The sequence below is a fragment of the Streptomyces sp. BBFR102 genome, from assembly GCF_051397025.1.
Taxonomy (GTDB): domain Bacteria; phylum Actinomycetota; class Actinomycetes; order Streptomycetales; family Streptomycetaceae; genus Streptomyces.
Genome location: NZ_CP195757.1, coordinates 2,181,748 through 2,203,083 on the forward strand (window position 1 = coordinate 2,181,748; position 21,336 = coordinate 2,203,083).

General features: G+C 72.4%; 27 protein-coding genes and 1 tRNA gene. 21 read left to right on the top strand and 7 right to left on the bottom strand.

Annotated elements, in window-relative coordinates; translation table 11 throughout:
• Positions 1-190 precede the first annotated feature (190 nt).
• The 13 genes from ACSLIC_RS09830 to ACSLIC_RS09890 all read left to right on the top strand — a co-directional run bounded on the left by ACSLIC_RS09830 (position 191) and on the right by ACSLIC_RS09890 (position 8,649).
• A complete protein-coding gene (locus tag ACSLIC_RS09830) occupies positions 191-370 on the top strand; it encodes a hypothetical protein (protein ID WP_436737298.1) in 180 nt (59 codons plus the stop codon).
• 89 nt (positions 371-459) lie between these two features.
• Positions 460-708, top strand: a complete 249-nt coding sequence (locus ACSLIC_RS09835; RefSeq protein WP_436737299.1) for a DUF6284 family protein — start codon at positions 460-462, stop codon at positions 706-708.
• Entirely contained in the window at positions 705-1,016 is a 312-nt protein-coding gene (locus tag ACSLIC_RS09840) for a hypothetical protein (RefSeq protein ID WP_436737300.1), read from the top strand. The genes ACSLIC_RS09835 and ACSLIC_RS09840 overlap by 4 nt, the downstream gene beginning before the upstream one ends.
• Positions 1,013-1,510: a hypothetical protein gene (locus tag ACSLIC_RS09845; RefSeq protein WP_436737301.1), complete on the top strand. Its 498-nt coding sequence runs from the start codon at positions 1,013-1,015 to the stop codon at positions 1,508-1,510. Before ACSLIC_RS09840 ends, ACSLIC_RS09845 begins: the two co-directional genes overlap by 4 nt.
• Entirely contained in the window at positions 1,507-2,538 is a 1,032-nt protein-coding gene (locus ACSLIC_RS09850) for a hypothetical protein (protein ID WP_436737302.1), read from the top strand. Before ACSLIC_RS09845 ends, ACSLIC_RS09850 begins: the two co-directional genes overlap by 4 nt.
• Positions 2,535-2,873, top strand: coding sequence for an RRQRL motif-containing zinc-binding protein (locus ACSLIC_RS09855; RefSeq protein ID WP_436737303.1), 339 nt, complete (start codon positions 2,535-2,537; stop codon positions 2,871-2,873). The genes ACSLIC_RS09850 and ACSLIC_RS09855 overlap by 4 nt, the downstream gene beginning before the upstream one ends.
• Complete coding sequence (locus tag ACSLIC_RS09860) at positions 2,870-3,166, top strand: hypothetical protein (protein ID WP_436737304.1); 297 nt, start codon at positions 2,870-2,872, stop codon at positions 3,164-3,166. The genes ACSLIC_RS09855 and ACSLIC_RS09860 overlap by 4 nt, the downstream gene beginning before the upstream one ends.
• Positions 3,167-3,275: 109 nt before the next feature.
• A complete protein-coding gene (locus ACSLIC_RS09865) occupies positions 3,276-3,491 on the top strand; it encodes a hypothetical protein (protein WP_365008324.1) in 216 nt (71 codons plus the stop codon).
• A 90-nt stretch (positions 3,492-3,581) separates the two neighbouring features.
• Positions 3,582-5,159 carry a hypothetical protein gene (locus ACSLIC_RS09870; RefSeq protein ID WP_436737305.1) on the top strand — a complete coding sequence of 526 codons (1,578 nt, stop codon included), beginning with the start codon at positions 3,582-3,584 and terminating at the stop codon, positions 5,157-5,159.
• Entirely contained in the window at positions 5,159-7,270 is a 2,112-nt protein-coding gene (locus tag ACSLIC_RS09875; RefSeq protein ID WP_436737306.1) for a hypothetical protein, read from the top strand. The genes ACSLIC_RS09870 and ACSLIC_RS09875 overlap by 1 nt, the downstream gene beginning before the upstream one ends.
• A 213-nt stretch (positions 7,271-7,483) precedes the next feature.
• Positions 7,484-7,981: a hypothetical protein gene (locus tag ACSLIC_RS09880; RefSeq protein WP_436737307.1), complete on the top strand. Its 498-nt coding sequence runs from the start codon at positions 7,484-7,486 to the stop codon at positions 7,979-7,981.
• A gap of 16 nt (positions 7,982-7,997) precedes the next feature.
• Complete coding sequence (locus tag ACSLIC_RS09885) at positions 7,998-8,183, top strand: hypothetical protein (protein WP_436737308.1); 186 nt, start codon at positions 7,998-8,000, stop codon at positions 8,181-8,183.
• A gap of 13 nt (positions 8,184-8,196) precedes the next feature.
• A complete protein-coding gene (locus ACSLIC_RS09890; RefSeq protein WP_436737309.1) occupies positions 8,197-8,649 on the top strand; it encodes a pRL2-23 in 453 nt (150 codons plus the stop codon).
• Here the strand turns inward: ACSLIC_RS09890 and ACSLIC_RS09895 are convergent.
• On the bottom strand, positions 8,639-9,670 hold the full coding sequence (locus tag ACSLIC_RS09895; RefSeq protein ID WP_436737310.1) for an HNH endonuclease: 1,032 nt from the start codon (positions 9,668-9,670) through the stop codon (positions 8,639-8,641). The genes ACSLIC_RS09890 and ACSLIC_RS09895 overlap by 11 nt on opposite strands.
• A gap of 104 nt (positions 9,671-9,774) precedes the next feature.
• Here ACSLIC_RS09895 and ACSLIC_RS09900 point away from each other — a divergent pair, with 104 nt between their 5' ends.
• The 7 genes from ACSLIC_RS09900 to ACSLIC_RS09930 all read left to right on the top strand — a co-directional run bounded on the left by ACSLIC_RS09900 (position 9,775) and on the right by ACSLIC_RS09930 (position 15,364).
• Positions 9,775-10,467, top strand: a complete 693-nt coding sequence (locus tag ACSLIC_RS09900; protein ID WP_436737311.1) for an SAM-dependent methyltransferase — start codon at positions 9,775-9,777, stop codon at positions 10,465-10,467.
• Entirely contained in the window at positions 10,464-11,120 is a 657-nt protein-coding gene (locus ACSLIC_RS09905; protein ID WP_436737312.1) for a DNA cytosine methyltransferase, read from the top strand. The genes ACSLIC_RS09900 and ACSLIC_RS09905 overlap by 4 nt, the downstream gene beginning before the upstream one ends.
• Positions 11,117-12,004, top strand: coding sequence for a bifunctional DNA primase/polymerase (locus tag ACSLIC_RS09910; RefSeq protein WP_436737313.1), 888 nt, complete (start codon positions 11,117-11,119; stop codon positions 12,002-12,004). Before ACSLIC_RS09905 ends, ACSLIC_RS09910 begins: the two co-directional genes overlap by 4 nt.
• Positions 12,001-12,351: a hypothetical protein gene (locus ACSLIC_RS09915; RefSeq protein WP_436737314.1), complete on the top strand. Its 351-nt coding sequence runs from the start codon at positions 12,001-12,003 to the stop codon at positions 12,349-12,351. Before ACSLIC_RS09910 ends, ACSLIC_RS09915 begins: the two co-directional genes overlap by 4 nt.
• The gene (locus ACSLIC_RS09920) at positions 12,348-13,523 is read left to right on the top strand and encodes a DUF3631 domain-containing protein (RefSeq protein WP_436737315.1); all 1,176 of its coding nucleotides are present in this window, start codon (positions 12,348-12,350) and stop codon (positions 13,521-13,523) included. The genes ACSLIC_RS09915 and ACSLIC_RS09920 overlap by 4 nt, the downstream gene beginning before the upstream one ends.
• A gap of 203 nt (positions 13,524-13,726) precedes the next feature.
• Positions 13,727-13,921 (top strand): helix-turn-helix transcriptional regulator, encoded by a 195-nt coding sequence (locus ACSLIC_RS09925; protein ID WP_129828726.1) that lies wholly within the window; start codon positions 13,727-13,729, stop codon positions 13,919-13,921.
• A gap of 54 nt (positions 13,922-13,975) precedes the next feature.
• Positions 13,976-15,364, top strand: a complete 1,389-nt coding sequence (locus tag ACSLIC_RS09930; RefSeq protein ID WP_436737316.1) for a tyrosine-type recombinase/integrase — start codon at positions 13,976-13,978, stop codon at positions 15,362-15,364.
• Positions 15,365-15,517: 153 nt separating this feature from the next.
• Here ACSLIC_RS09930 and ACSLIC_RS09935 read toward each other — a convergent pair.
• Positions 15,518-15,599, bottom strand: a tRNA-Tyr gene (locus ACSLIC_RS09935).
• 211 nt (positions 15,600-15,810) lie between these two features.
• Here ACSLIC_RS09935 and ACSLIC_RS09940 point away from each other — a divergent pair.
• Positions 15,811-16,299, top strand: coding sequence for a YajQ family cyclic di-GMP-binding protein (locus ACSLIC_RS09940; RefSeq protein WP_003948676.1), 489 nt, complete (start codon positions 15,811-15,813; stop codon positions 16,297-16,299).
• A gap of 66 nt (positions 16,300-16,365) precedes the next feature.
• Here ACSLIC_RS09940 and ACSLIC_RS09945 read toward each other — a convergent pair whose 3' ends face one another.
• The 5 genes from ACSLIC_RS09945 to ACSLIC_RS09965 form a co-directional block, all read right to left on the bottom strand.
• A complete protein-coding gene (locus tag ACSLIC_RS09945; RefSeq protein WP_436737317.1) occupies positions 16,366-16,632 on the bottom strand; it encodes a GlsB/YeaQ/YmgE family stress response membrane protein in 267 nt (88 codons plus the stop codon).
• A gap of 179 nt (positions 16,633-16,811) precedes the next feature.
• Positions 16,812-17,204, bottom strand: a complete 393-nt coding sequence (locus ACSLIC_RS09950) for a YccF domain-containing protein (RefSeq protein WP_436737318.1) — start codon at positions 17,202-17,204, stop codon at positions 16,812-16,814.
• On the bottom strand, positions 17,201-18,061 hold the full coding sequence (gene htpX, locus ACSLIC_RS09955) for a zinc metalloprotease HtpX (protein WP_436737319.1): 861 nt from the start codon (positions 18,059-18,061) through the stop codon (positions 17,201-17,203). The genes ACSLIC_RS09950 and htpX overlap by 4 nt, the downstream gene beginning before the upstream one ends.
• Before the next feature lie 161 nt (positions 18,062-18,222).
• A complete protein-coding gene (locus ACSLIC_RS09960) occupies positions 18,223-19,761 on the bottom strand; it encodes an NADH-quinone oxidoreductase subunit N (RefSeq protein WP_436737320.1) in 1,539 nt (512 codons plus the stop codon).
• Complete coding sequence (locus tag ACSLIC_RS09965) at positions 19,758-21,332, bottom strand: complex I subunit 4 family protein (RefSeq protein WP_436737321.1); 1,575 nt, start codon at positions 21,330-21,332, stop codon at positions 19,758-19,760. The genes ACSLIC_RS09960 and ACSLIC_RS09965 overlap by 4 nt, the downstream gene beginning before the upstream one ends.
• Positions 21,333-21,336: the final 4 nt, after the last annotated feature.

Consider the following 21,336-nt stretch of genomic DNA (forward strand, 5'->3'; position numbering starts at 1 on the left):
GGAACCCACCTGTCCTCAGGACAAGAAGGTGAACCGCGCGGCCCAGGGCCGCGCACTCCCAATCTCTCCGCCGCTCACTCGCGGCGGCCGGTTGCCTCCTCTGCCCGTCCGGCTCGCCCTCGTGGCGGCGCTGTACGGGCGGGGCTGAGGGGAGCCGGAGAGCCAGCTCCACGGGATCGAGGGAGACCGCATGTTTCGCAAGCAGACGGCCGACGCCGCCCAGCAGATCACCGACACCGTCAAGGCGGTCGTGCAGAGCAAGGCCGCGATCCACGCCGCCGCGACCGGCGGTGAGCAGGCCGTGCGCGACCTGGCGGACGGGATGACGACCGAGGAGATCGGCCGCGTCATCGACCAGCTCAAGCGCTGACCAACCCGCACACCCCGCGAACGGTGACGGCCCCGAGTAGCAGCTCGGGGCCGTCGTGGGCCGTTCCCTACGAGAGGACATCGAGACCCATGAAGCTCATCGTGGCCGTGAACGCGGCCGTTACGCAGGACAGTGAACCGACGGCCGCCGAGCTGGCGGCGATCGAGGCGGAGATGCCGGTCATCACCGCCGAGGTCGACCTGCTCGACGCGCAGATCGCGGTCCTGGGCCGCGTCCCGACCGAGGTGGACGAGCGGCGTCTGCGCCGGGCCCGCCGGCGTCTGCTGGACGCCCGGACCAGCCTGGCCAACCGCGAGACCCTCGGCGGTGCCGCATGAACACTCTCGCCTCCCTCGACCGGCGCCTGACGGTGCTGGCCGACCTGGTCGCCCAGCACCCGGAGCTGCCCGCCCCGAACGTCGAGATCTGCTCGGTCTTCACCGAGCAGATCTCGATGGCGTTCCACGAGAGCCCGGGCGCCTTCCGCCAGTGGCTCACCGCGCTGGGCGTCGCCCTTCACAAGGTCGAGGGCGGGGCGGGCGCCACGAGCGCCTGGCTCACCGCGCTGTACGAGGTCGACGGCATCACGCTCAAGCTCACCTCCTACACCCGCCTCGACATGGCGGAGACGGGCGGTGCCGCATGATCCGCCTCACCACAACCAGTCACCTGCGGGCCCTGGAGGCCGACCGGGACGCTGCCCGCGCGGCGGCCCTGGAACTGACCGCCCAGGTTGAAACCGCCGAGGCCGCCGGTGTCGCCTTGCGCGCCGAGCTGGACGGCGCACGCGACACCATGACGACGCTGGCGGCCGAGTACGCCTCCGAGCTGGAGGCGGCCCGCGCCGAGCTGGAGGCCGCGCGGGCCCAGGTGCTCCTGGACGCGGAGGACCGCGTGGCCCTGCGGGCGCTCCTGCGTACCGCCCGCAGGCAGAGCCGGGCCCTGGACCGCGTCTACGTCCTCTTCCGGTACGGACGGCTCCACAGCCTCCACGCCTCGGCCGACTTCGCCGAGGCCGCCGCCGAGGCCGAGGGCGCCCCCCGCCACGGCTGGACCGCCCACACCCCGGGCGCCGCCCTCCCCGCTGCTGCGGAGGTGGCCTGGCGCATCCAGGCGCTTCCTCTGGGAGGTGCGGGATGACGCAGCAGACCATGTTCAGGGGGCGTTCACGGGTGTTCACGGGCGCCCCGACGGCGCGCGAGGTCGCGCGTACGGGTCGGGTCATCACGGTGGTGACGTGGCTTCTGACGGGTGCGGTCGTCCTGGTGAGCATGTCGACGGCGGCGCCGTTCATCGACGCTCATTCCGAGGGCTACGCCACCGGGCCGCTGCTGGCGCTGGCGGTCGACGGCTGCTTCATCCTGGGCCTTCAGTCCGACTCGACGCTGGCCCGGTTCGGGGTCGCGGCCGGGACGTGGGCAACGGCGTTCCGGTGGGTGACCGGGCTCTCCACGGTCTGGCTCAACATCGGCCACGCGGCCCTGACCGGGGATCTAGTCGGCGTCGTCGTCCACCTCATCCCGCCCCTGCTTCTTCTGCTGGTCGCCGAGGCCGGGCCCGCCTGGCGGCGTGCCATGGGCGGCGCCCTGGCCGACGCCACGGCCGAGGAGCAGGCCGAGCGCGACCGGGCCCGCCAGGCAGCCGAGGAAGCCGAGCAGGCCCGGCGCGAGGAAGCCCGCCAAGCCGAGCGTGAACAGCGTGAGTGGGAGCGTGAACAGGCCGAGCAGGCCCGCCTGGAGCGCGAGGCCCAGCGCGAGCACGAGGCCCGCCTCGCCCGCGAGGCTGCCGACCGCGAGCAGGCCGCTCGTGAACAGCAGCAGCGTGAGCATGAACGCCAGCAGGCCGAGCGTGAACGCCGTGAACGGGAGCGTGAACAGCGTGAGCGTCAGGCCGCCGAGCAGGCCCGCCGCCAGGCGCAGGAGCAGGCCCGCCGTGAACAGGAACGGGCCGCTCGTGAACAGCGCGAGTGGGAGCGTGAACGCGACGCCCTCCTTGCCGCCGGGCCCCCGGACGGCAAGCTCGGCGAGGAGCGGGCCCTCCGGGTCGTGCGGGCCGCCTTCGAGACCGGCCAGTCCGTGCGCACCGCCGCCGACCTGACCGGCTGGTCCATCGGCTGGGTCACTGCCCGCTACCACGACCTGCGCGACAGCGTTTCGGTCGCCGCATGAGCGCCACCCTGCCTGTTTACCCCTGGCGCCTGGCCCCCGAGGGCCTGGCCACCCGCCGCCAGCTCCGCGCGATGGGGCTGCGGCCCGGCGGCCAGCCGGTCGTCGCGGAGCTCCAGCGCCCCCGCCGGCGCGGGCGGCCGCCGCTGGTCGGGTACCTCTACCGCGTCGACCAGGCCAAGCCGGTCCGGCCCATGACGCCCGGCCGGGCCCGGGCGCTGGCCGCCGCACTGCAGGCTCGGCGGATCTGCCCGCAGTGCCAGCAGGACCGCGGCTACTGCATCCCCACCTCTCTCGGCGCCTGCGCGAGTTGCGCCTTCGAAGGGACCCGTGCGTGAAGAAGATCCAGGTGGCCGCTGTCGCGGTCGCTTCCGCTGTCACCTACTCCGTCACCGCCCAGCTCATGGGCACCAACCTGAGTTTCGCCGTCGTCTTCGCCTGCTCCACGGCCGTGTTCACGGCGGTCTTGAACCCGGGCCTGCATCTGGCCGCCAAGGTGTCGACCTCGTCATTCCGCTGCTCCCACTGCACCTTCACCGTGCGGGTCCAGCACGCGAGTGCGGGTGAGACGCGGCGCTGGCAGGAGATCACCGCTGATCACCCCCGCCACCTCGGCGACTCCCGGGCCTGACGACTCGTCCCGGCGCCCATGGCCACTACCGGCCCGCTGCCCGCACCCCGGGTGGTGGGCCGGTGGTGTGCCACGGCCGCCCGGCCGACTCGGCTCCCGAAGGAGATCCATGAACTCCGGCGTCCGCGAGTACCACTGGGTGCTCACCCTCCAGTACGACAACGGCCGGCAGCTCGCGACCCGTGAGGGCCTGCTGCCGGCGCCGCCCGGGTTGACCCGCCAGCAGGCGTACCTCGCCGTCAGCCAGCACGTCTGCGCCCTCCTCGGCATCCCCGACCAGGCGTGCGTCGTCACGCACTTCTCCCTGGCGCCCAACCAGCTCTGACCCGCTTTTCAGCAGGCGGGGGCACCACGGCTCTCGCTTGCCGGCACGGCCGTGGTGCCCCTGCTGCTCCTCCGAGAAGGAAGGTCCAGCATGACGGAAGTCGCCGCTGAGCGGCAGGCGCCCGCCCAGGCGCCGCCCGCGCCCCCTCCCCCCGACACCACCCCCAACGCCCCCAGCACCCCGGCCGCCAAGGTCGACAAGCCGGAGGACGTACAGCAGACGGCCGGAGGGTGGCCGGTCGTCCCCCTCGCCCTGACCGGCACCAACACCACCGTGGCCGCCGCCAGTTCCGCCGCCCTCGTCGGCGCCGGGCCGGTCGTTGCCCTGGCTGCTGCGGCAACCGGCGCGGCCGTCCTGGGCGCCGCCGCGCTCGCCGGCCGCCGCAAGGACAAGCCCCGGAAGAACAACGGGGCCGGGCGCACCGGTCGTGGCTCCGGCGGCTTCCACCGCTCCGCCGGCCTCAGCCGGGGCGGCACCCGCTCCGGGGCCGGGTCCCGCGCGGGCCGCTCCTCGAACGGTCGTCACGGCAGCACGGGCCGGGGGCGCTCCCCCCTGAAAAGCCCGGCCCCCTCCCGCACCAGCCTCTCCAAGGGTCCCGCCGCCTCCGGTACGTCGCCGGGCCGCCCGGGTGGTTCTGCGGGCCGGATACAGCAGGTCCGGGCTCTCCGGCAGCCCGGCAGCACCGGCGCCAGTTCGGGTAGCGGGTCGACGCGTTCGCAGCAGCGGGCCCAGACAGCTCAGGCCCGACGGCAGGCCGCCGACGCCCGCCGCGCGCAGGCCGCCACCCGCCGCAGCACCTCCGCCGCCGACCGAGGCCGGGTCGGTCGGGGCGTCTCGGCCGCTGTCGGCCGGGCCGCCCGCCTGCGTGACCGGGCGTTGGAGAAGACCCGGGCCCGTCGTGACCGGCTGGCGAAGGAGCGTCTGGGCCGTGAGCGGCGCAAGGTCCGCACCGCCCGTATCCGCCGCTCCGCCCGCTGGGCGCTGCTGCGGTCGGCGTTGCGTTTCCAGCACCGGCGGCTGTGGGCCGCGTTGGCGGCCGGGGCGCTGGGTGTGGTCGGGCTGGTGACGACGCCGCTCGGGCGGCGGCTGGGCTGGGCCTGGCTCCAGCACCCCGGCCGCCGCCTCTACCGCCGCCTGATGGGCCGCGCCCGCGCCGCCCGCGAGCTGCGGGATGCCGAGATCCGCGAGGCCGCCGGGATCGCCGAGGCCGCGCTGCACGAGGCCGCCGAACGTGACGGCTCCGAGATTGCCGACCGGGTCGAGCGCCCGGAACCCCTCGTGGCGGGCCCCGCGCCCGCCGGAACAGGAGACACCGTGAGCAGCACCTCCGGCTGGAAGTTCGAAGAGGCCGCCGCCGAGATGGAGGCCGCCGCGCAGGCGTACCAGCCCGACGACTGCATGGAGATCCTCGCCATGGTCCAGGGCCTCCCGCAGGCGCTGACCTCGATCTCCAACGTCATGAAGATCCTCGCCGAGCGCTCCGACAGCGAGTTCCCGCTGGAGAAGGAGGTCGCCGACCAGTTCGCCGACCTCCACGGCTCCCTGATGGGCACGGTCGCCGTCGCGGACGACATGGAGAACGTGTTCCGCACCGCGCACGCCTCCGACATCGCCCGCTTCGAGGACCCCCGCAACGGCTACGAGGCCGAGAAGGGCTGGAACATCTGATGGCCCCCGCCAAGACCAAGAAGAAGGACCGGGTGGGGCCGCCGCTGGACTGGCAGGCCCCGCACGGGCCGGTCACCGGTGCGCTGTCCGCGACCACCGGCGCCCTCGCGCTGGCCACCACCGGCGCCGCCACCGGCATGCCGCCCTCCTGGGCGCTCGCCGCCGGCGCCGCCGGTGCCCTCGGCCACGGCCTGGCCGCCGTGAAGCGGCGCCTGCCCGGCCGCACCATCGCCACCCGCGCCTCCACCTGGCTGGTCGCCGGCGGCTGGACCACCTGGGCCGTCGCCACCGGCCCCCTCTCCTGGACCGCGCTGGGCTCCCTGGCCACCCTCGGCGGCGGGATCGGCGCCGCGACCGCCAGCGCCCACCTCCACGAGGAGGCCCGCGACCTGGAAGCCGCGGCCTCGGCCGAGCGGGAGATGGCCCGTCAGCTCGGCGCCGAACGCGCGAGCATCGCCGCCGAGTGGACCGACCGCGTCCAACGCGTCTGCAACGTGACGATCACCGTCGTCGGCGTCGAGCAGTGGGCTTCTGGCGCCGGCTACTCCATCGACGCCCAGCTCCCGCCCGGCGGGACCACGTGGGACGCCATCGCCCGGTGCTCCCCCGCGCTGTCCGGGGACGCGCGCCTGCCCCACGGCTGCACCGCCACCGCCACCCCGGGCATCGACCAGGGCCGCGTCATCATCGACGTGACCACGAGGAACGTGCTGGCGGACGAGACGGCCTACCCCGCCGACTACAGCCCGCTCTCGCTGCTGACCGGCATCCCCTGGGGCTACCGCAGCAACGCCGAGGAGGTCCTCGTCCACCTGCGCGAGCAGTGCGCCCTGGTCGTCGGCCCCACCGGCTCCGGCAAGACCAACATGGTGCACGACATCCTCGCCGGGTTCGCCCGCTGCACCGACGTACTCACCTGGGTCATCGACCTCAACGCCGGCAGCGCGGGCCTGCCCTGGGTCCGCCCCGCCCTCGACGTCGACGGCCTCAACCCCGGTGTCGACTGGCTCGCCGCCGACCCGGCCGAGGCCATGGCGATGCTGGAGGCGGCCATCAAGGTGGCCAAGGCCCGCAAGGTCGAGTACCAGCAGCTCATGGCCGACGCCAACACCGACCTGCTGCCGATCAGTTCGCAGATCCCGCAGGTCATGCTGGTCATCGACGAGGGCGCCGAGATCCTCGCCAGCCCCGACCGCGAGATGCGCAAGCTCGGCGAGAAGATCCTGGAGGTCATCCGCATCGCCCGCGCCATGGGCGTGCGCACCGTCCTGACCGCGCTCGGCTCCACCGGCACGGTTCTGGGCAACCTCATGATCCGCCGCGAGGCCAAGACCCGCGTGGCGCTCACCGGCGGCGAGACCGAGGGCATGGACCTGTCCAAGATGTTCCCCGGCAGCCGTGGCCTGCGCGTCGATCAAGCCCCGTACAAGGGCTCCGGGTTCATCTCCACCCCCACCTCCCCGGCGGGGCTGTTCAAGACGTGGCGGATCACCCCGCACCAGATCGCGGACATCGTCCGCGCCACCAGCGACCGCCACCCCGCCCTGGACGCCCCCTCCGCCAAGGCGGCCGGCCGCATCTACGCGCAGCGCTGGAACGCCCACCGCATCGCCTGGATCGGCACCAGCACCCCCACCCCGCCGACGACGCCCGCGCTGCCGCCGCCGGGCCCGGCCGGTGGGCTGAACCTCTCCGCCCACCGCAACCAGCAGCCCAGCGCGGGGGCCGGGACGGCCGACGAGGAAGCGCTCGCCAGGCTGTTCCGCGAGCAGATCGACGCCGAGTTCGCCACCGCCCCCGAGCCCCGCCCGGAGCCGAAAGCGGAACCGCGCGCCGCATCCGGCCTCAACCTCTCCGCCCACCGCGACCAGCAGCCGCCGGCCGACACCGACGCGGGCGCCAAGGACGCGGCCCTCGTGCTCATCGAGCGTGCCGGGAAGGCGGGGACCGGGGCCAGCGCGCTGGCCCGCCAGCTCCACCCGGACTACGGCACCGCCCGGAGCACGGTCCACGAGTGGCTCCAGGAATGGGTCCAGTCCGGCGACGTGATCAAGGTCGGCAGCGGCACCAAGACCCGCTACGTCCACCGCTCCCAGCACACCCCCGGCTGACCCCTTGTCGTCGCTTGTCGCCCCTCCCGAGAAGACGCCCCACGGGCCCTGTAGCGGGCTTGTAGGAGCCTTCTGACCTGCGGACGACAAGCGACGACAAGCGACAAGCGACAAGCGCGCTACAAGCCCGGACGACAAGCGAGACGACAAGCCGCACCCGAGGGCGGCCCGCCACCCGGCGGGCCGCCCTCGCCCTGTCGAAAGGCCGGACCCGTGCCCCATGACCCCACACACCCGAGCACCTCCCTCACCCCCCACACCCCGCTCGCCCGCGTTCGCCTCGCCGCCGAGCAGGCGTCGCCGGCCGTGCTGCGGGGGGTGCCGCTGGAGCCGCACGAGATCCCGCCCGGCGTCCAGTACGTCACCCTCCCCGACGGCCGCATCACCCTCGCCTACACCCACCCCACCCACGCGGAACCGGAACCCGTTGCGTCCGCTTCACAGCCGGTCCCCGCCTGGGCCAAGACCACCGCCCTGCTCGCCCCGACCGTCGGCCTCGGCATCACCGGCGCCGGCATCGGACTCCACTACGCCGCCCCGGGACTGATCGCCATGGCACACGCCCTCTGGGCCACCGTCGCCCTCATCGCCGCCGGCACCCTCCCGCTCCTCCTGCGCGCCCGCCGCCGGGCCGCGCCCCACATCACCCACCACACCCACGTCACCGCCAACGGCCTCTTTGGCCGCGCCTCCAACACCATCAACCACTGAACCGGAGACCCGACCTATGGCCACCGTCTCCCTCGCCGTACTCCTCGGCCTCGCCCTCTTCCTCCTCGTCCGCCTGCGCTACGTCGGCTTCGGCAGCGCGCTCACCGCCGCCGCCTTCGGCTTCTTCCTCGCCTCCACCGGCGCCGCCGGGCCCGTCAACGCCTTCGTGGACGCGCTGCTGGGCGCCATATCCAGCTTCTGACGAAAGGCCACAGGTGCTCGCCACTCTCCTCGCCGTCGCAGGAACCCTGCTCGGCGCCCTCGTCTCCGGGCTGCTCCAGCACCACCTGGCCCGCGCCGAAGCCCGGGCCGTCCAGCACCGCACCGCCCAGCTCGACGCCGCCACCGACCTCGCCGACGCCCTCTCCGCCCACCGCCGCGCCATGTGGGCCGTCCTCGACGCCACCCTCACCGGCGCTGAAGACGGCCGCGTCACCGAGCTGCGCGACGAATCCCACCGCACCCGGGCAGCAGTCACGGCGCCCGCCGTCCGCATCCGGCTCCTCATCGCCGACCAGGCCGTCCGTGACGCCGCTACCACCGCCATCGCGGCCACCTACGCGATACGCGACGCCACCGACCTCACCCGCCTCGAAACCCTCCGGCAGGCCGCCCTCATGGCCCATGACCACCTCGTGGAGGAAGCTGCCCGTCACCTCACCCTGTGACCACACCCGGATCTACCGACACCCGGCTCGCGGGCACAGTTGCGCACGTGGGCCGGTACTTGCGCCAGTGGGCAGCTAGCCACACCTCGTGCTCAGGGCGCAGGCGCACCAGCGGTTCCTTACCGTGCAGTTGGGCGTAGATCGGGTAACCCAGGAGTTCTTCATCGACTTCGATGCGTCCGGTATCCGGGTTGACGCCGATCTGGCCGCGGTCGAAGAGGCTGTGGACGTCGTTACGCAGGAGCAGACCGCCCCAGTCGTGGTGCACGTCCTCCTTCGCGTAGCTGTACAGGTGGGCTGCTTGGAGCGCCCCAGCTGGGGTCGGACCGGTGAACGCGCACACCTGGCCGTAGTCATCCAGCAGCTGCTGGCGGAAGGGCCCTTGCCCGACGCGGGTGCGTACGTTCGCCATGCGGTGGCCGCCCGCGATCTTCCTGCGCTCTCTGCCGTCGGCCGGGCTCTCGCTCGGGCCCTCCTGGTTCGCGTCGTCGGCCGATTCCAGGTCGCTGAAGTCGACTCCTTCGAACGCGAGGAGCGCGTCCCGCAGCTTCTCCCAGCGTGCGGGACGCAGGCTCAGCTGAGAGTCCGGCGAATCGCACAGGGCCCTCAGCTGCTTGCCGTTGAGCAGTCCGCGCCCGTCCATCCACGTGTCGCCGTGGCGGGACCGGTAGGTGACCACCTGCCTGGTCTTGCTGCCGGGGACGTCGAACTGGGCGGGGCACTTGTTGCACCGCCACGTGGGCTTCAGCCGCTTGCGGCGCTTGAAGTCGGCCTTCTTGCACTCCGGGCAGAAGTAGAGCGTCTTCGTCTCGCTGCCGGTCTCGATCTCGGCGATCACTCCGAGGCCAAGCAGCTGCCTCTTGTCCCACAGCGCGATCACGTCTCCCACGGCGATACGGCCGTGGTTGGGCACCGTGTCGTCCCAGCTGTAGTGCTGCGACGGGTCGTCGTCGTACCCGTCGTTCCCTCCGTGCTGTCGGTCCTCGTCACCCACAGCCAGCACCAGCCATGCCGTCGTCATCGCGCCCCCTTCTGAGCCAAAGAGCAGGGGCAGCCGCCCATCTCGCCAAAGACGCGGCTGCCCCTCATCCCCAGCCCCACTCAACAGAACTGGAGAACATCAGCATGCACCACGCCACTGACACCCTGCTGCGAACCAGCCTTAAGCCGCGGCTGCTCGACCTGTTCTGCTGCCAGGGCGGCGCCGCGAAGGGCTACGCGGATGCCGGGTTCGAAGTGACCGGCGTCGACATCCGCCCGCAGCCCCGCTACCCGTACACGTTCGTCCAGGCAGAAGCGGTCGCGTTCGTCCTGGCGCACGGGGCGGAGTTCGACGTCATCCACGCCTCGCCGCCGTGCCAGCACGACAGCGACTGCCAGCGCATCCAGGGCCGTACCCACCCCGACCTCATCGCCCCCACCCGCACCGCCCTTCAGGCCAGCGGCCGGCCGTGGGTGCTGGAGAACGTGCGCGGCGCCGTGCCGAAGCTGGAGCAGCCGGTGATGCTGTGCGGGCCGATGTTCGGCGTGCAGACGTACCGGCACCGGTACTTCGAGACCGGCGGCGGCCTCACCCTGCACCAGCTCAACCACCCGGCGCACGTGGTGCCGCAGGCGAAAATGGGCCGCCCGGTCCCGCCCGGGTACTTCGGGCAGTTCGTCGGCAACTTCTCCGGCGTCGACCTGGCCCGCCGCGTGATGGGTGTGCCGTGGATGAACCGCGACGGCATCCGCGAGTGCATCCCCCCGGCCTACACCCAGTGGATCGGCCACCACGCCCTCACCCACCTCACCACCCCGGCGGAGGTGGCCGCGTGAACGCCACCGTCATCCCCCTGGACCGCAGGGCTCCCCGGGTGCTGGACCTGTGCTGCGGCGCCGGCGGCCTGTCCATGGGCTACCACCTCGCCGGGTTCGACGTCACCGGCGTCGACCTCAACCCCCAGCCGAACTACCCCTTCACCTTCCACCAGGCCGACGCCCTCACCTACCTGGCCGACCTCATCACCACCGGCCGCATCCACACCTTCGACCTGGTCCACGCCTCCTGGCCCTGCCAGCACTTCGCCCGCGTCACCGCCTGGCGCGGCACCCGCGAGAACCACCCCGACCTCCTCACCCCCGGCCGCGACCTCCTGACCGCCACCGGCCTGCCCTGGGTCATCGAGAACGTCCCCGAAGCCCCACTGCGCCCCGACTACCTGCTGTGCGGCTCCCAGTTCGGCCTCAACGTCCGCCGCCACCGCAGCTTCGAGACCTCCTGGCACGGCGGCGGAGACCTCCTGCCGCCCTGCTGGCACCACCCCCGCCTCCTCGCCTTCGCGCACAAGGGCGAACGCGCCTACGCCGACGCCATGGGCTGCACCTGGATGACCAACCTCGAAGCCCGCCAGGCCGTCCCACCCGCCTACACCCACTGGATCGCCACCCAGTACCTCACCCACCACACCCGGACGGAGACCGCCGCATGAACATTCTCCTGACCGCCGCCCTGGCGACGGCCGAACGCGGCTGGCCCGTCTTCCCCCTCCGCCCCGGCGGCAAGCGCCCCGCCCTCCACCCCGAGACCCGCTGCCCCCACACCGGCGCCTGCGCCAGCGGTCACGTCACCTGGGAGCACCGGGCCACCACCGACCCGGACCGCATCCGCTCCGCCTGGACGACCGGCGACTGGAACATCGGCCTGGCCACGGGGCCCGCCCGGCTGGTCGTGGTCGACCTGGACAAGCCCAAGAGCGAGACGGACGCGCCTGACGGCGCGGCCAACCTCCTGGCGCTCTGCGAGCACGCTGGACAGCCCGTCCCCACCACCCGCACCGTCCGGACCGCCTCCGGGGGCACGCACCTGTACTTCTCCGCCCCCGACGGCACCCGCCTGCGGAACACCGCCGGTGCCCTCGGGCCGCTCATCGACACCCGGGCCCACGGCGGCTACGTCCTCGCCCCCGGCTCCGTCATCAACGGACACGCCTACCGGGTGCAGGGCCCGGCCCTGATCCGGCCCCTGCCCGGCTGGCTCCTCGAACGACTCGCCCCACCCCACCCCCGCCCGGACACGCTCGCCCCGGTCGTCCCCCTGCCCCGCGCCGGGGGCCGCCTGGCCACGGTCGTCCTCGACCGCGAGACAGCCAAGGCCCGGCAGGCGGGCAAGGGTTCGCGCAACGCCACCCTGCTCGCCTGCGTGCGGGCGGTCGGACGGTTCGTGGCCTGGGGCGACCTCGACCGCACCCACGTCGAAACGGCTTTTCAGGCAGCGGGTGAGGCCGCCGGCCTCCCTCCGACCGAGGTGACCACGACGATCCGCAGCGCCCTGGACTGGTCCATCCGCACCGCACGCCCCCGGAGCGCCGCATGACCCCCCACCTGAAAAGCCTCAGCACCCCCACCGGCCCCCACCCCGCCGAACCGGGCCCGGCCAGCGCGGCGAGGGCAGCGGCGAAAGACGCCGCCGAAGGCGTCCGTTCTGCTCCTCGCCCTGACCCGCGCCCGGCAGACCAGCGTCACCCCGTCGCCTGGCTCACCATCACCGCCCCGCCCAACCGCACCACCCCCACCGTCCGCAGCCAGTGCGCCTGCGGACGCGACATCTTCGCCGCCGGACAACAGCGCGCCCTCGCGCTGATCGCCGACCACGAACAGCACCGCACCGACTGCCCCTTCATCAACCCCGCCGCCCCCTCGACCGGGAGGACCGCAGCATGACCGACGCCACCCAGCCCCCGCCCACCGACGGCGCCACGCTGCTGGACGACGTGGAGACGTTCATCCGCCGCTTCAGCGCCTTCCCCAGCGAGGCCGCGTACGTCGCCGTCGTCCTGTGGAACGCCCACACCCACCTGCTGGACTCCTTCGACTCCACCCCGCGGCTCGCCTTCCTCTCCCCCGAGCCCGGCTCCGGCAAGACCCGCGCCCTGGAGACCTGCTCCACCCTGGTCCCCCACCCCATGCACGCGGTCAACGCCTCGCCCGCCGCCCTCTTCCGGGCCGTCGCCGACGACAACGGGCGACCTACGATCCTCTTCGATGAGATCGACACCGTCTTCGGCCCCAAGGCCAAGGACAACGAAGACCTGCGCGGCCTCCTCAACGCCGGCCACCGACGCAGCGGCGTCTCCTACCGCTGCGTCGGTGACGGCGGACAGCAGACCGTCGTCGCCTTCCCCTCCTACTGCGCCGTCGCCATGGGCGGACTCGGCTCCCTCCCCGACACGATCCTCGCCCGCTCAGTGATCATCCGCATGCGGCGCCGGGCCCGCACCGAGACCGTCGAGCCCTTCCGGGCCCGCATCCACGAGCCCCAGGGCAACGAGCTGCGCAAGCGCCTCGCCACCTGGGCCGACATCGTCCGCCCTCAGATCGACGGCGCCTGGCCCGACATGCCCGATGGCATCACCGACCGCCCCGCCGACGTGTGGGAGCCCCTCCTCGCTGTTGCCGACGCCGCCGGCGGCCACTGGCCCGAGCGCGCCCGCGACGCCTGCGTCGAACTCGTCAACGCCGTAACCCTGGACGACCGCGCCTCCATCGGCGTCAAGCTCCTCACCGACCTGCGCGACGCCGTCTTCGGCACCCAGGACAGCGTCTCCAGCGTCGAGATTCTCAGCATCCTCAACGCCCTGGAGGAGTCCCCCTGGGGCGACCTCGACGGCCGGCCGCTCACCGCCCGCGCCCTCTCCAAGATGCTCAAGGAGTACGTCACCGCCGCCGGGCGGCCCATCTCCCCGCGCACCCTGCGGATCAGCGGACAGCCCGTCAAGGGATACACCCGCGACGACCTCACCGACGCCTGGAACCGCTACTGCCCGGCGCCCCCGGAGCCCCCCACCCCCGAAACATCGGTTACATCGGTTACACCCGCCCTCGCGGGCCTCTGACCAGGCAAAACAACGTAACCGCAGAACCCGACGTAACCGTAACGCGAACGGTTACAAGCCCCGTCCCTCTGCCGGGGCGTAACCGAACCTATCGGTTACACCCCGGCTATCGGTTACAGAAAACATGCCCCTGACCTGCGGTGTAACCGATGTAACCGATGTAACGGCACTTCTGAGACCGAAGACCCAGCACGGAGGAACCCATGGCTGCCCGCCCCACCCTCCTCAAGCTCCCCGAAGTCCTCGCCGAACTCGGCATGAGCCGCGCCGCCTTCTACCGCATGCGCGCCCGGGGCCACGCCCCCCGCCTCGTCAAGCTCCCCAACGGCCAGCTCCGTTGCCGCCGAGCCGACCTCGACGCCTGGCTGGAGAGCAACGAAATCGACCAGGCCGCCTGACCAACCCACCACCCACCGGGGCCCGCGAGCACGCCGCTCGCGGGCCCCGGCCTCATGAGGAGAACCGTGCTCACGTACGACGTACGCGTGTACTCGATCGAGACGCGCAAGGACCGTCCGAAGCCGTACCGCCTGCACTGGCTGGTCGGGGACCGGAAGCACTCGAAGAGTTACACCCTGCGCGCTCAGGCCGATGGGCGGCGCTCGGAGCTGATGACCGCCGCCCGTAAAGGCGAGCAGTTCGACAGGGACACCGGGCTGCCCGTCTCCGAGCTGCGCGCCCAACGGGGTTCGGTCACCTGGTACCAGCACACCCGCGCGTACATCGACCGCAAGTGGGCGGCGGCCCCGGCCAAGTCCCGCAAGAACTACGCCGACGCCCTCGCCACCATCACCCCGGCCCTGCTGAAGCCCGCCAAGGGCCGTCCCGACGCCGCGCTCCTCCGGGCGGCGCTCTACGGCTGGGCGTACAACAGGAACAGGTGGGAGCTCAAGCCCCCGGAGGAGATCGCGGCGGCCCTGGCCTGGGTGGAGAAGAACTCCCTGCCCGTCTCGGAGCTGGAGGAGGCCAAGACCGTCCGGGCCGCCCTCGACGCCCTCAGCCTGAAGCTGGACGGCACGCCGGCCGCGCCGAGGACGGCCCGCCGGAAGCGCGCCTGCCTCAGCGAGGTGCTCGGCCTGGCGGTGGAGGAGAAGTACTTCACCGTCCCGGTGAACCCCATCACCACGGTGAAGTGGACGCCGCCGAAGTCCGTCGAAGAGGTCGACCCGGACAGCGTGGCCAACCCCCGGCAGGTCCGCGCCCTCCTCCGCGCGGTCCGCGAGCAGGGGCTGCGCGGGGCTCACCTGGAGGCGTTCTTCGGCTGCCTTTACTACGCGGCCATGCGACCGGCCGAGGCCACGGCGCTCACGCTCGCCCAGTGCCACCTGCCCGAGTCCGGCTGGGGCACCCTCACCCTCCGGAAGGGCGCCGTGCGCGCCGGCCGGGACTGGACGAACGACGGCTCGGCGCACGAGGCCCGGCACCTGAAGGCGCGGGCGGAGAAGGACTCGCGGCCGGTCCCGATCCCGCCGCACTTCGTCCGCCAGCTTCGCCAGCACGTCGCCGTCCACGGCACGGCCCCGGACGGTCGCCTCTTCCGGACGAACCGTGGCGGCCTGCTCCAGGAGACCGGCTACGGCGAGGTCTGGGCGGCGGCCCGACAGTCCGCGCTCACGGAGCCGGAGGCGGCGTCGCTCCTCGCCCGTCGCCCCTATGACCTTCGTCACGCGGGCGTCTCGTTCTGGCTGAGTTCCGGTGTAGACCCGATGGAGTGCGCGCGTCGCGCCGGCCACTCCGTGGCGGTGCTCCTCCGGGTCTACGCCAAGGTTCTCGCCCGAACGCAGGAGCGCGCCAACCGGCGGATCGAGGAGGCCATGCGGGACTGGAACGAGCCCGAGTAGCTGGGGAACGCCTGGGGAAGACGGGGTGATCACTGCTGGGATCGAAGCGGTACGCGGTGAGACAGGCCAAGCGCTCCGCAGGGGCGCCCCCAGAAACGAAAGATCCCCTCCGACCTGCTGTTAAGCGAGGTCGGAGGGGATCTCCACCCAGTGTGGCGGCGCCAGGATTCGAACCTGGGAAGGCTGAGCCGGCAGATTTACAGTCTGCTCCCTTTGGCCGCTCGGGCACACCGCCTGGGATGCCGCCTCGCAGCCCCGCTTTTCGGCGGCGCTCCGTGGCAACGACGTAAACGATACCTGATGCCCGGGGGTGGTCCGCCACTCGGTTCTTCGCGGTCCGGGGGTGGCGGTGGTGGCTAGTCTTTGCGGGTGCGGCCGGGGCGGACCCCGGCCGCCTCTCTGCCCGACCGCTGACAGCACACCACCGATTCAAGGAGCCACAGGACATGGCCGACTCCAGTTTCGACATCGTCTCGAAGGTCGAGCGGCAGGAGGTCGACAACGCCCTCAACCAGGCCGCCAAGGAGATCTCGCAGCGTTACGACTTCAGGAACGTCGGGGCGTCGATCGCCTGGTCCGGCGAGAAGATCCTGATGGAGGCCAACTCCGAGGAGCGGGTCAACGCCATCCTCGACGTCTTCCAGTCCAAGCTCATCAAGCGGGGGATCTCGCTGAAGGCCCTGGACGCCGGGGAGCCGCAGCTCTCGGGCAAGGAGTACAAGCTCTTCGCCTCCATCCAGGAAGGCATCTCGCAGGAGAACGCCAAGAAGGTCGCCAAGCTCATCCGCGACGAGGGGCCCAAGGGCGTCAAGGCGCAGGTGCAGGGTGACGAGCTGCGCGTCAGCTCCAAGAGCCGGGACGACCTCCAGGCCGTGCAGGCCCTGCTGAAGAACCAGGACTTCGACTTCGCGCTGCAGTACGTCAACTACCGCTGACCCGCAGGGCGGAACGGCGTACGGACACCTCGGCGGCCGCCCCGGGTCAGGGGCGGCCGCCCGCGGTCAGCGCCGGGAGTGGCCGAAGAGCAGGCGGTAGGCGACGAGCAGCACCAGGGAACCGCCGATCGCGGAGACCCAGGTGGCGGCGTCGAAGAACTCGTTGGCGATGGGGCGGTCCAGGAAGTGGCTTGATATCCAGCCACCGATGAAGGCTCCGGCGACGCCGATGAGGATGGTGCCGATGAGGCCGCCCGGGTCGCGCCCGGGAAGGATGATCTTCGCGATTGCTCCGGCCAGCAGGCCGAGAATGATCCAGCTGATGATGCCCATGCGGTGATCCTGCCTCTCGCAAACATGTTCATGCGTCGGGCGGGTACATGTCGGGGATCTTCACCGCAGGCCCCTCCGCGGCACACCGCGGTCCCCCGTGCGGGTAGTCGTTCTCCATGCGCCCGGACGCCGTCCGCAGAGAAGGACGTGCCCGGGCGACGCGTGGTTGCCCTGCGGCGTCAGCGGGCGGCGAAGGGCTGGTCGGTGGGGACGATCTCGCGGCCCAGCGGCGTCAGTGAGACGGGGATCAGCTTGAAGTTGGCGATGCCCAGCGGGATACCGATGATCGAGACGCACAGGGCGATGCCGGTGACGATGTGGCCGAGCGCCAGCCACCAGCCGGCCAGGAGCAGCCACAGCACGTTACCCACGCAGGACGGGGCGCCCGCGTCGCGCCGCTCGACGGCGGAGTAGCCGAAGGGCCAGAGGGCGTAGACGCCGATCCGGAACGCGGCGATGCCGAACGGGATGCCGATGATCGTGATGCAGAGCAGCACTCCGGCGAGCAGGTACCCGAGGAAGAGCCAGAAGCCGCTCAGGAGCAGCCAGATGATGTTCAGAAGGGTCTTCAACGACGGCCTGCCATCTGTTCGAGTCGGGCGATGCGCTCCGCCATCGGCGGATGCGTCGAGAACATCTTCGCCATACTTTCCCCGGGGCGGAAGGGATTGGCGATCATCATGTGACTGGCCGTCTCGATGCGGGGTTCCGGAGGGAGCGGCAGCCGCTTCGTGCCGGCGTCCAGCTTACGCAGGGCGGAGGCGAGCGCCAGGGGGTCTCCGGTCAGCTGCGCGCCGGAGGCGTCGGCCTCGTACTCGCGGGAGCGGCTGATGGCGAGTTGGATGACGGAGGCGGCGAGCGGGCCGAGCAGCATGATCAGGAGCATGCCGAAGAGGCCGGGGCCCTCGTCGTTGTCGGAGCGGCCGAAGGGGATCAGCCAGGCGAAGTTGACCAGGAACATGATCACGGAGGCGAGGGCTCCGGCAACCGAGGAGATGAGGATGTCGCGGTTGTAGACGTGGCTGAGCTCGTGGCCGATGACGCCGCGCAGTTCGCGCTCGTCGAGGATGCGGAGGATGCCGTCGGTGCAGCAGACCGCGGCGTTGCGCGGGTTGCGGCCGGTGGCGAAGGCGTTGGGGGCCTCGGTGGGGGAGATGTACAGGCGGGGCATGGGCTGGCGGGCCTGCGTCGACAGGTCGCGGACCATGCGGTAGAGCTGGGGCGCCTCGAACTCGCTGACCGGCCGGGCCCGCATGGCGCGCAGGGCCAGTTTGTCGCTGTTCCAGTACGCGTAGGCGTTGGTGCCGAGCGCGACCAGGAGCGCGACGACCAGCCCCGTCCGGCCGAAGAAGCTGCCGATGACGAGGATGAGCGCGGACAGGCCCCCGAGGAGTACGGCGGTCTTCAGCCCGTTGTGCCGGCGGTGCACGGTACGCCCTCCAGGATGGTGCGACAGGGGAGCCCTTGGGGACCGGGTGCGTTCCTTCTCCACCCAGTGGACCCTTCCTGCCTGGTCAACGCGAGCCGGGCGGCACCAGTTCCCGGCCGTCCGGGCTCAAGGGGCCGGACGGCCCGTACCCGGGGGGCCGGTCAGAAGAGGCCGGTGGCGGTGAATCGGAGGATCAGCTGCGGGGCGCCGGAAAGGGCGACGCCGATGAGGGCGGCGAGGGCCACGGCGGCGGTGAGCGGCCGGGGTGCGGCGCGCGGCAGGCCGGCGCCGGCGGCGGCGGGCCGGAAGAGCAGGGCGGTCCAGCGCAGGTAGTAGACGAGGGCGACGACCACGTTGAGGGCCATCACGACGGCGAGCCAGCCGAGCCCGGCGTCGACGGCGGCCGAGAAGACGGCGACCTTGGCGAAGAGGCCGATCACGCCCGGCGGCAGCCCGGCCAGGCAGAGCAGGAAGAAGCCGAGGGCGAGGGCGTGCGCCGGATGGGTGGCGTACAGCGCGCGGTGGTCGGTGAGGCGGCCGGCCGGCCGGGCGCGGGCGACGAGGGCGACGACGGCGAAGGCGCCGAGGTTCACGGCGGCGTACATGAGGGCGTACGCGAGGGTGGCGCCGACGGCCTCGTCCGGGGTGCCGGTGTACGCGGCGGCGGCCAGCGGCACCAGGAGGTAGCCGGCCTGGCCGACGGAGGACCAGGCGAGCAGGCGTACCGCGCTGTGGCGGCGGCCGGGGCGCTGGCGCAGGGCGGCGGTGTTGCCCGCGGTCATGGTGACGGCGGCGAGGACGGCTAGCAGCGGGCCCCAGACCTCGCCGTAGGAGGGGAAGGCGAGGACGGTGACGAGGGCGATGCCGGTCAGGCCGACGGTCTTGCCGACCACCGAGAGGTATCCGGCCACCGGGACCGGGGCGCCGGTGTAGGTGTCGGGGACCCAGAAGTGGAAGGGGGCGGCGGCGGTCTTGAAGGCGAAGCCGACGAGGGTGAGGGCGACACCGGCCTGGGCGAGCGTGTGGAGCTCCGGGTCGGCGTCGGGGAGGCGGCCGGCGATCTCGGTGAGGTGGAGCGTGCCGGTGACGGCGTAGACGAAGCTGACGCCGAGGAGGGTGACGGCCGTGGCGGCGACCGAGGAGAGGAAGAACTTGAGGGCCGCCTCGGCGGAGCGGCGCTCTCCGCGGCGCAGACCGACCAGGGCGAAGGCGGGCAGGGAGGCCACCTCAAGGGCGATGACGAGGGTGGCGAGGTCGCGGGAGGCGGGCAGCAGGGCGGCTCCGGCGGCAGAGGCCAGCAGGAGGAACCAGTACTCGCCGGCGGGGAGCCGGTCGTCGCGGACGGTGGCCAGCGAGAGCACGGCGGTGAGCAGCGCGCCGCCGAGGACCAGGAGCTGGACCACGAGGGTGAAGCCGTCGGCGGTGTAGCTGCACGCGCCGCCCGCCGCGTCGGCGACGCAGAAGGTGGCGCGGTCCTCGCCGATCAGGGGCAGCAGGGTGAGCAGGGCGGCGGCGAGTCCGACGAGCGTGATCACTCCGAGGAGTGGTTTGCGGCGCTCGGGCAGGAACAGGTCGGCGACGAGGACGGCGAGGGCGAGCACCGCCGTCAGGGTGGGCGGGGTGATCGCCGGCCAGTCCACGGACTGCGCCTGGGCGGCGAGCGCGGGGTGGGCGAGGGCGGCCATGGCCGGCGCGGTCATGAGGCGCCTCCTGCGAGAAGCTTCTGCACGGCGGGGTCGGTCAGGCCGAGCAGGACTGCGGGCCAGACTCCGGCGAGGACGGTCAGGGCGACGAGCGGGGTCCAGGTGGCGGCTTCGTGCCCCCGGACGTCGGTGAGCGGCGGGGCGCCTTCGGGGACGGCGCCCATGCAGGTCCGGCGGACCACGAGGAGCAGGTACGCGGCGGTGAGCAGGGTGCCGAGTCCGGCGAGGGCCAGGTAGACGAGGAAGGCGGGGCGGCTGAGTCCGGCGGCGGGTTCGAAGGCGCCGAACATGGCGAGCATCTCGCCCCAGAACCCGGCGAGTCCCGGCAGGCCGAGCGAGGCGACGGCGGCGAAGGCGAGGAGGGCGCCCAGGCGCGGGGCGCGGCCGTAGAGGGCGGCTCCGGCGACTCCGGCGAGGGCGTCGATGTCGGTCGAGCCGGTGCGGTCCTTGACGGCGCCGACGAGGAAGAAGAGCAGGCCGGTGATGAGGCCGTGGGCGACGTTGGCGAAGAGGGCGCCGTTGACGCCGGTGGGCGTCATGGTGGCGATGCCGAGCAGGACGAAGCCCATGTGGCCGACGGAGGAGTACGCGATGAGGCGCTTGAGGTCGCCCTTGCCGCCCTCGCGGACCAGGGAGAGACAGACCAGCGAGCCGTAGACGATGCCGACGGCGGCGAAGGCGCCCAGGTAGGGGGCGAGGGTGTGGAGGCCGTCGGGGGTGGCGGGCAGCAGGATGCGGACGAACCCGTAAGTACCCATCTTCAGCAGGACGCCGGCGAGGAGGACCGAGCCGACGGTGGGCGCGGCGGTGTGCGCGTCGGGGAGCCAGCTGTGCAGCGGCCACATCGGGGATTTCACGGCGAGGCCGAGCCCTACCGCGATGACGGCGAGAACCTGTACAGTTACGGAGAGTGACGAGCCGCCGTCCGCGGCGAGCGCCACCATGTCGAACGTGCCTGCCTTCAGCCCGATGAGGAGCAGGCCGAGCAGCATGATCACGGAGCCGAGGAGGGTGTAGACGATGAACTTCCCGGCCGCCTGCTCGCGGGCGGCACCGCCCCAGCGGGCGATGAGGAAGTACATGGGGATGAGGACCGTCTCGAAGGCCAGGAAGAACAGGATCAGGTCGAGGACGGCGAAGGTGGCGAGCGTGCCGGTCTCCAGCAGGAGCAGCAGCGCGACGAACGCCTTCGGGGAGGCCCCGGTGGGGGGCCGGAAGTAGCTGTAGAGCGCGCAGAGGAAGGTGAGGAGCGCGGTGAGGACGAGCAGCGGGAGGGAGATCCCGTCGACGCCCAGGTGGAGGCGGATACCGAGGGCGGGAATCCAACTGATGTCGGTGCCGGCCTGCATCACCGACGGTCGGCTGTGGTCGAACCCGGCGGCGAGGGCGAGGGTGATCAGCAGGATCGCGCCGGTGACGACGACGCCGTGGCGCAGTACGGCCTGGTCGGGGCTCTTGCCCTTGAGGCCGGGCGGGGCGGGCAGTAGGGCGGCGGCAGCGCCGACGAGCGGGCCGGCGACGGTGGCGGCGAGGAGCAGTTGGAGCACGGGTTCGCTGATATCGGGCACGGCT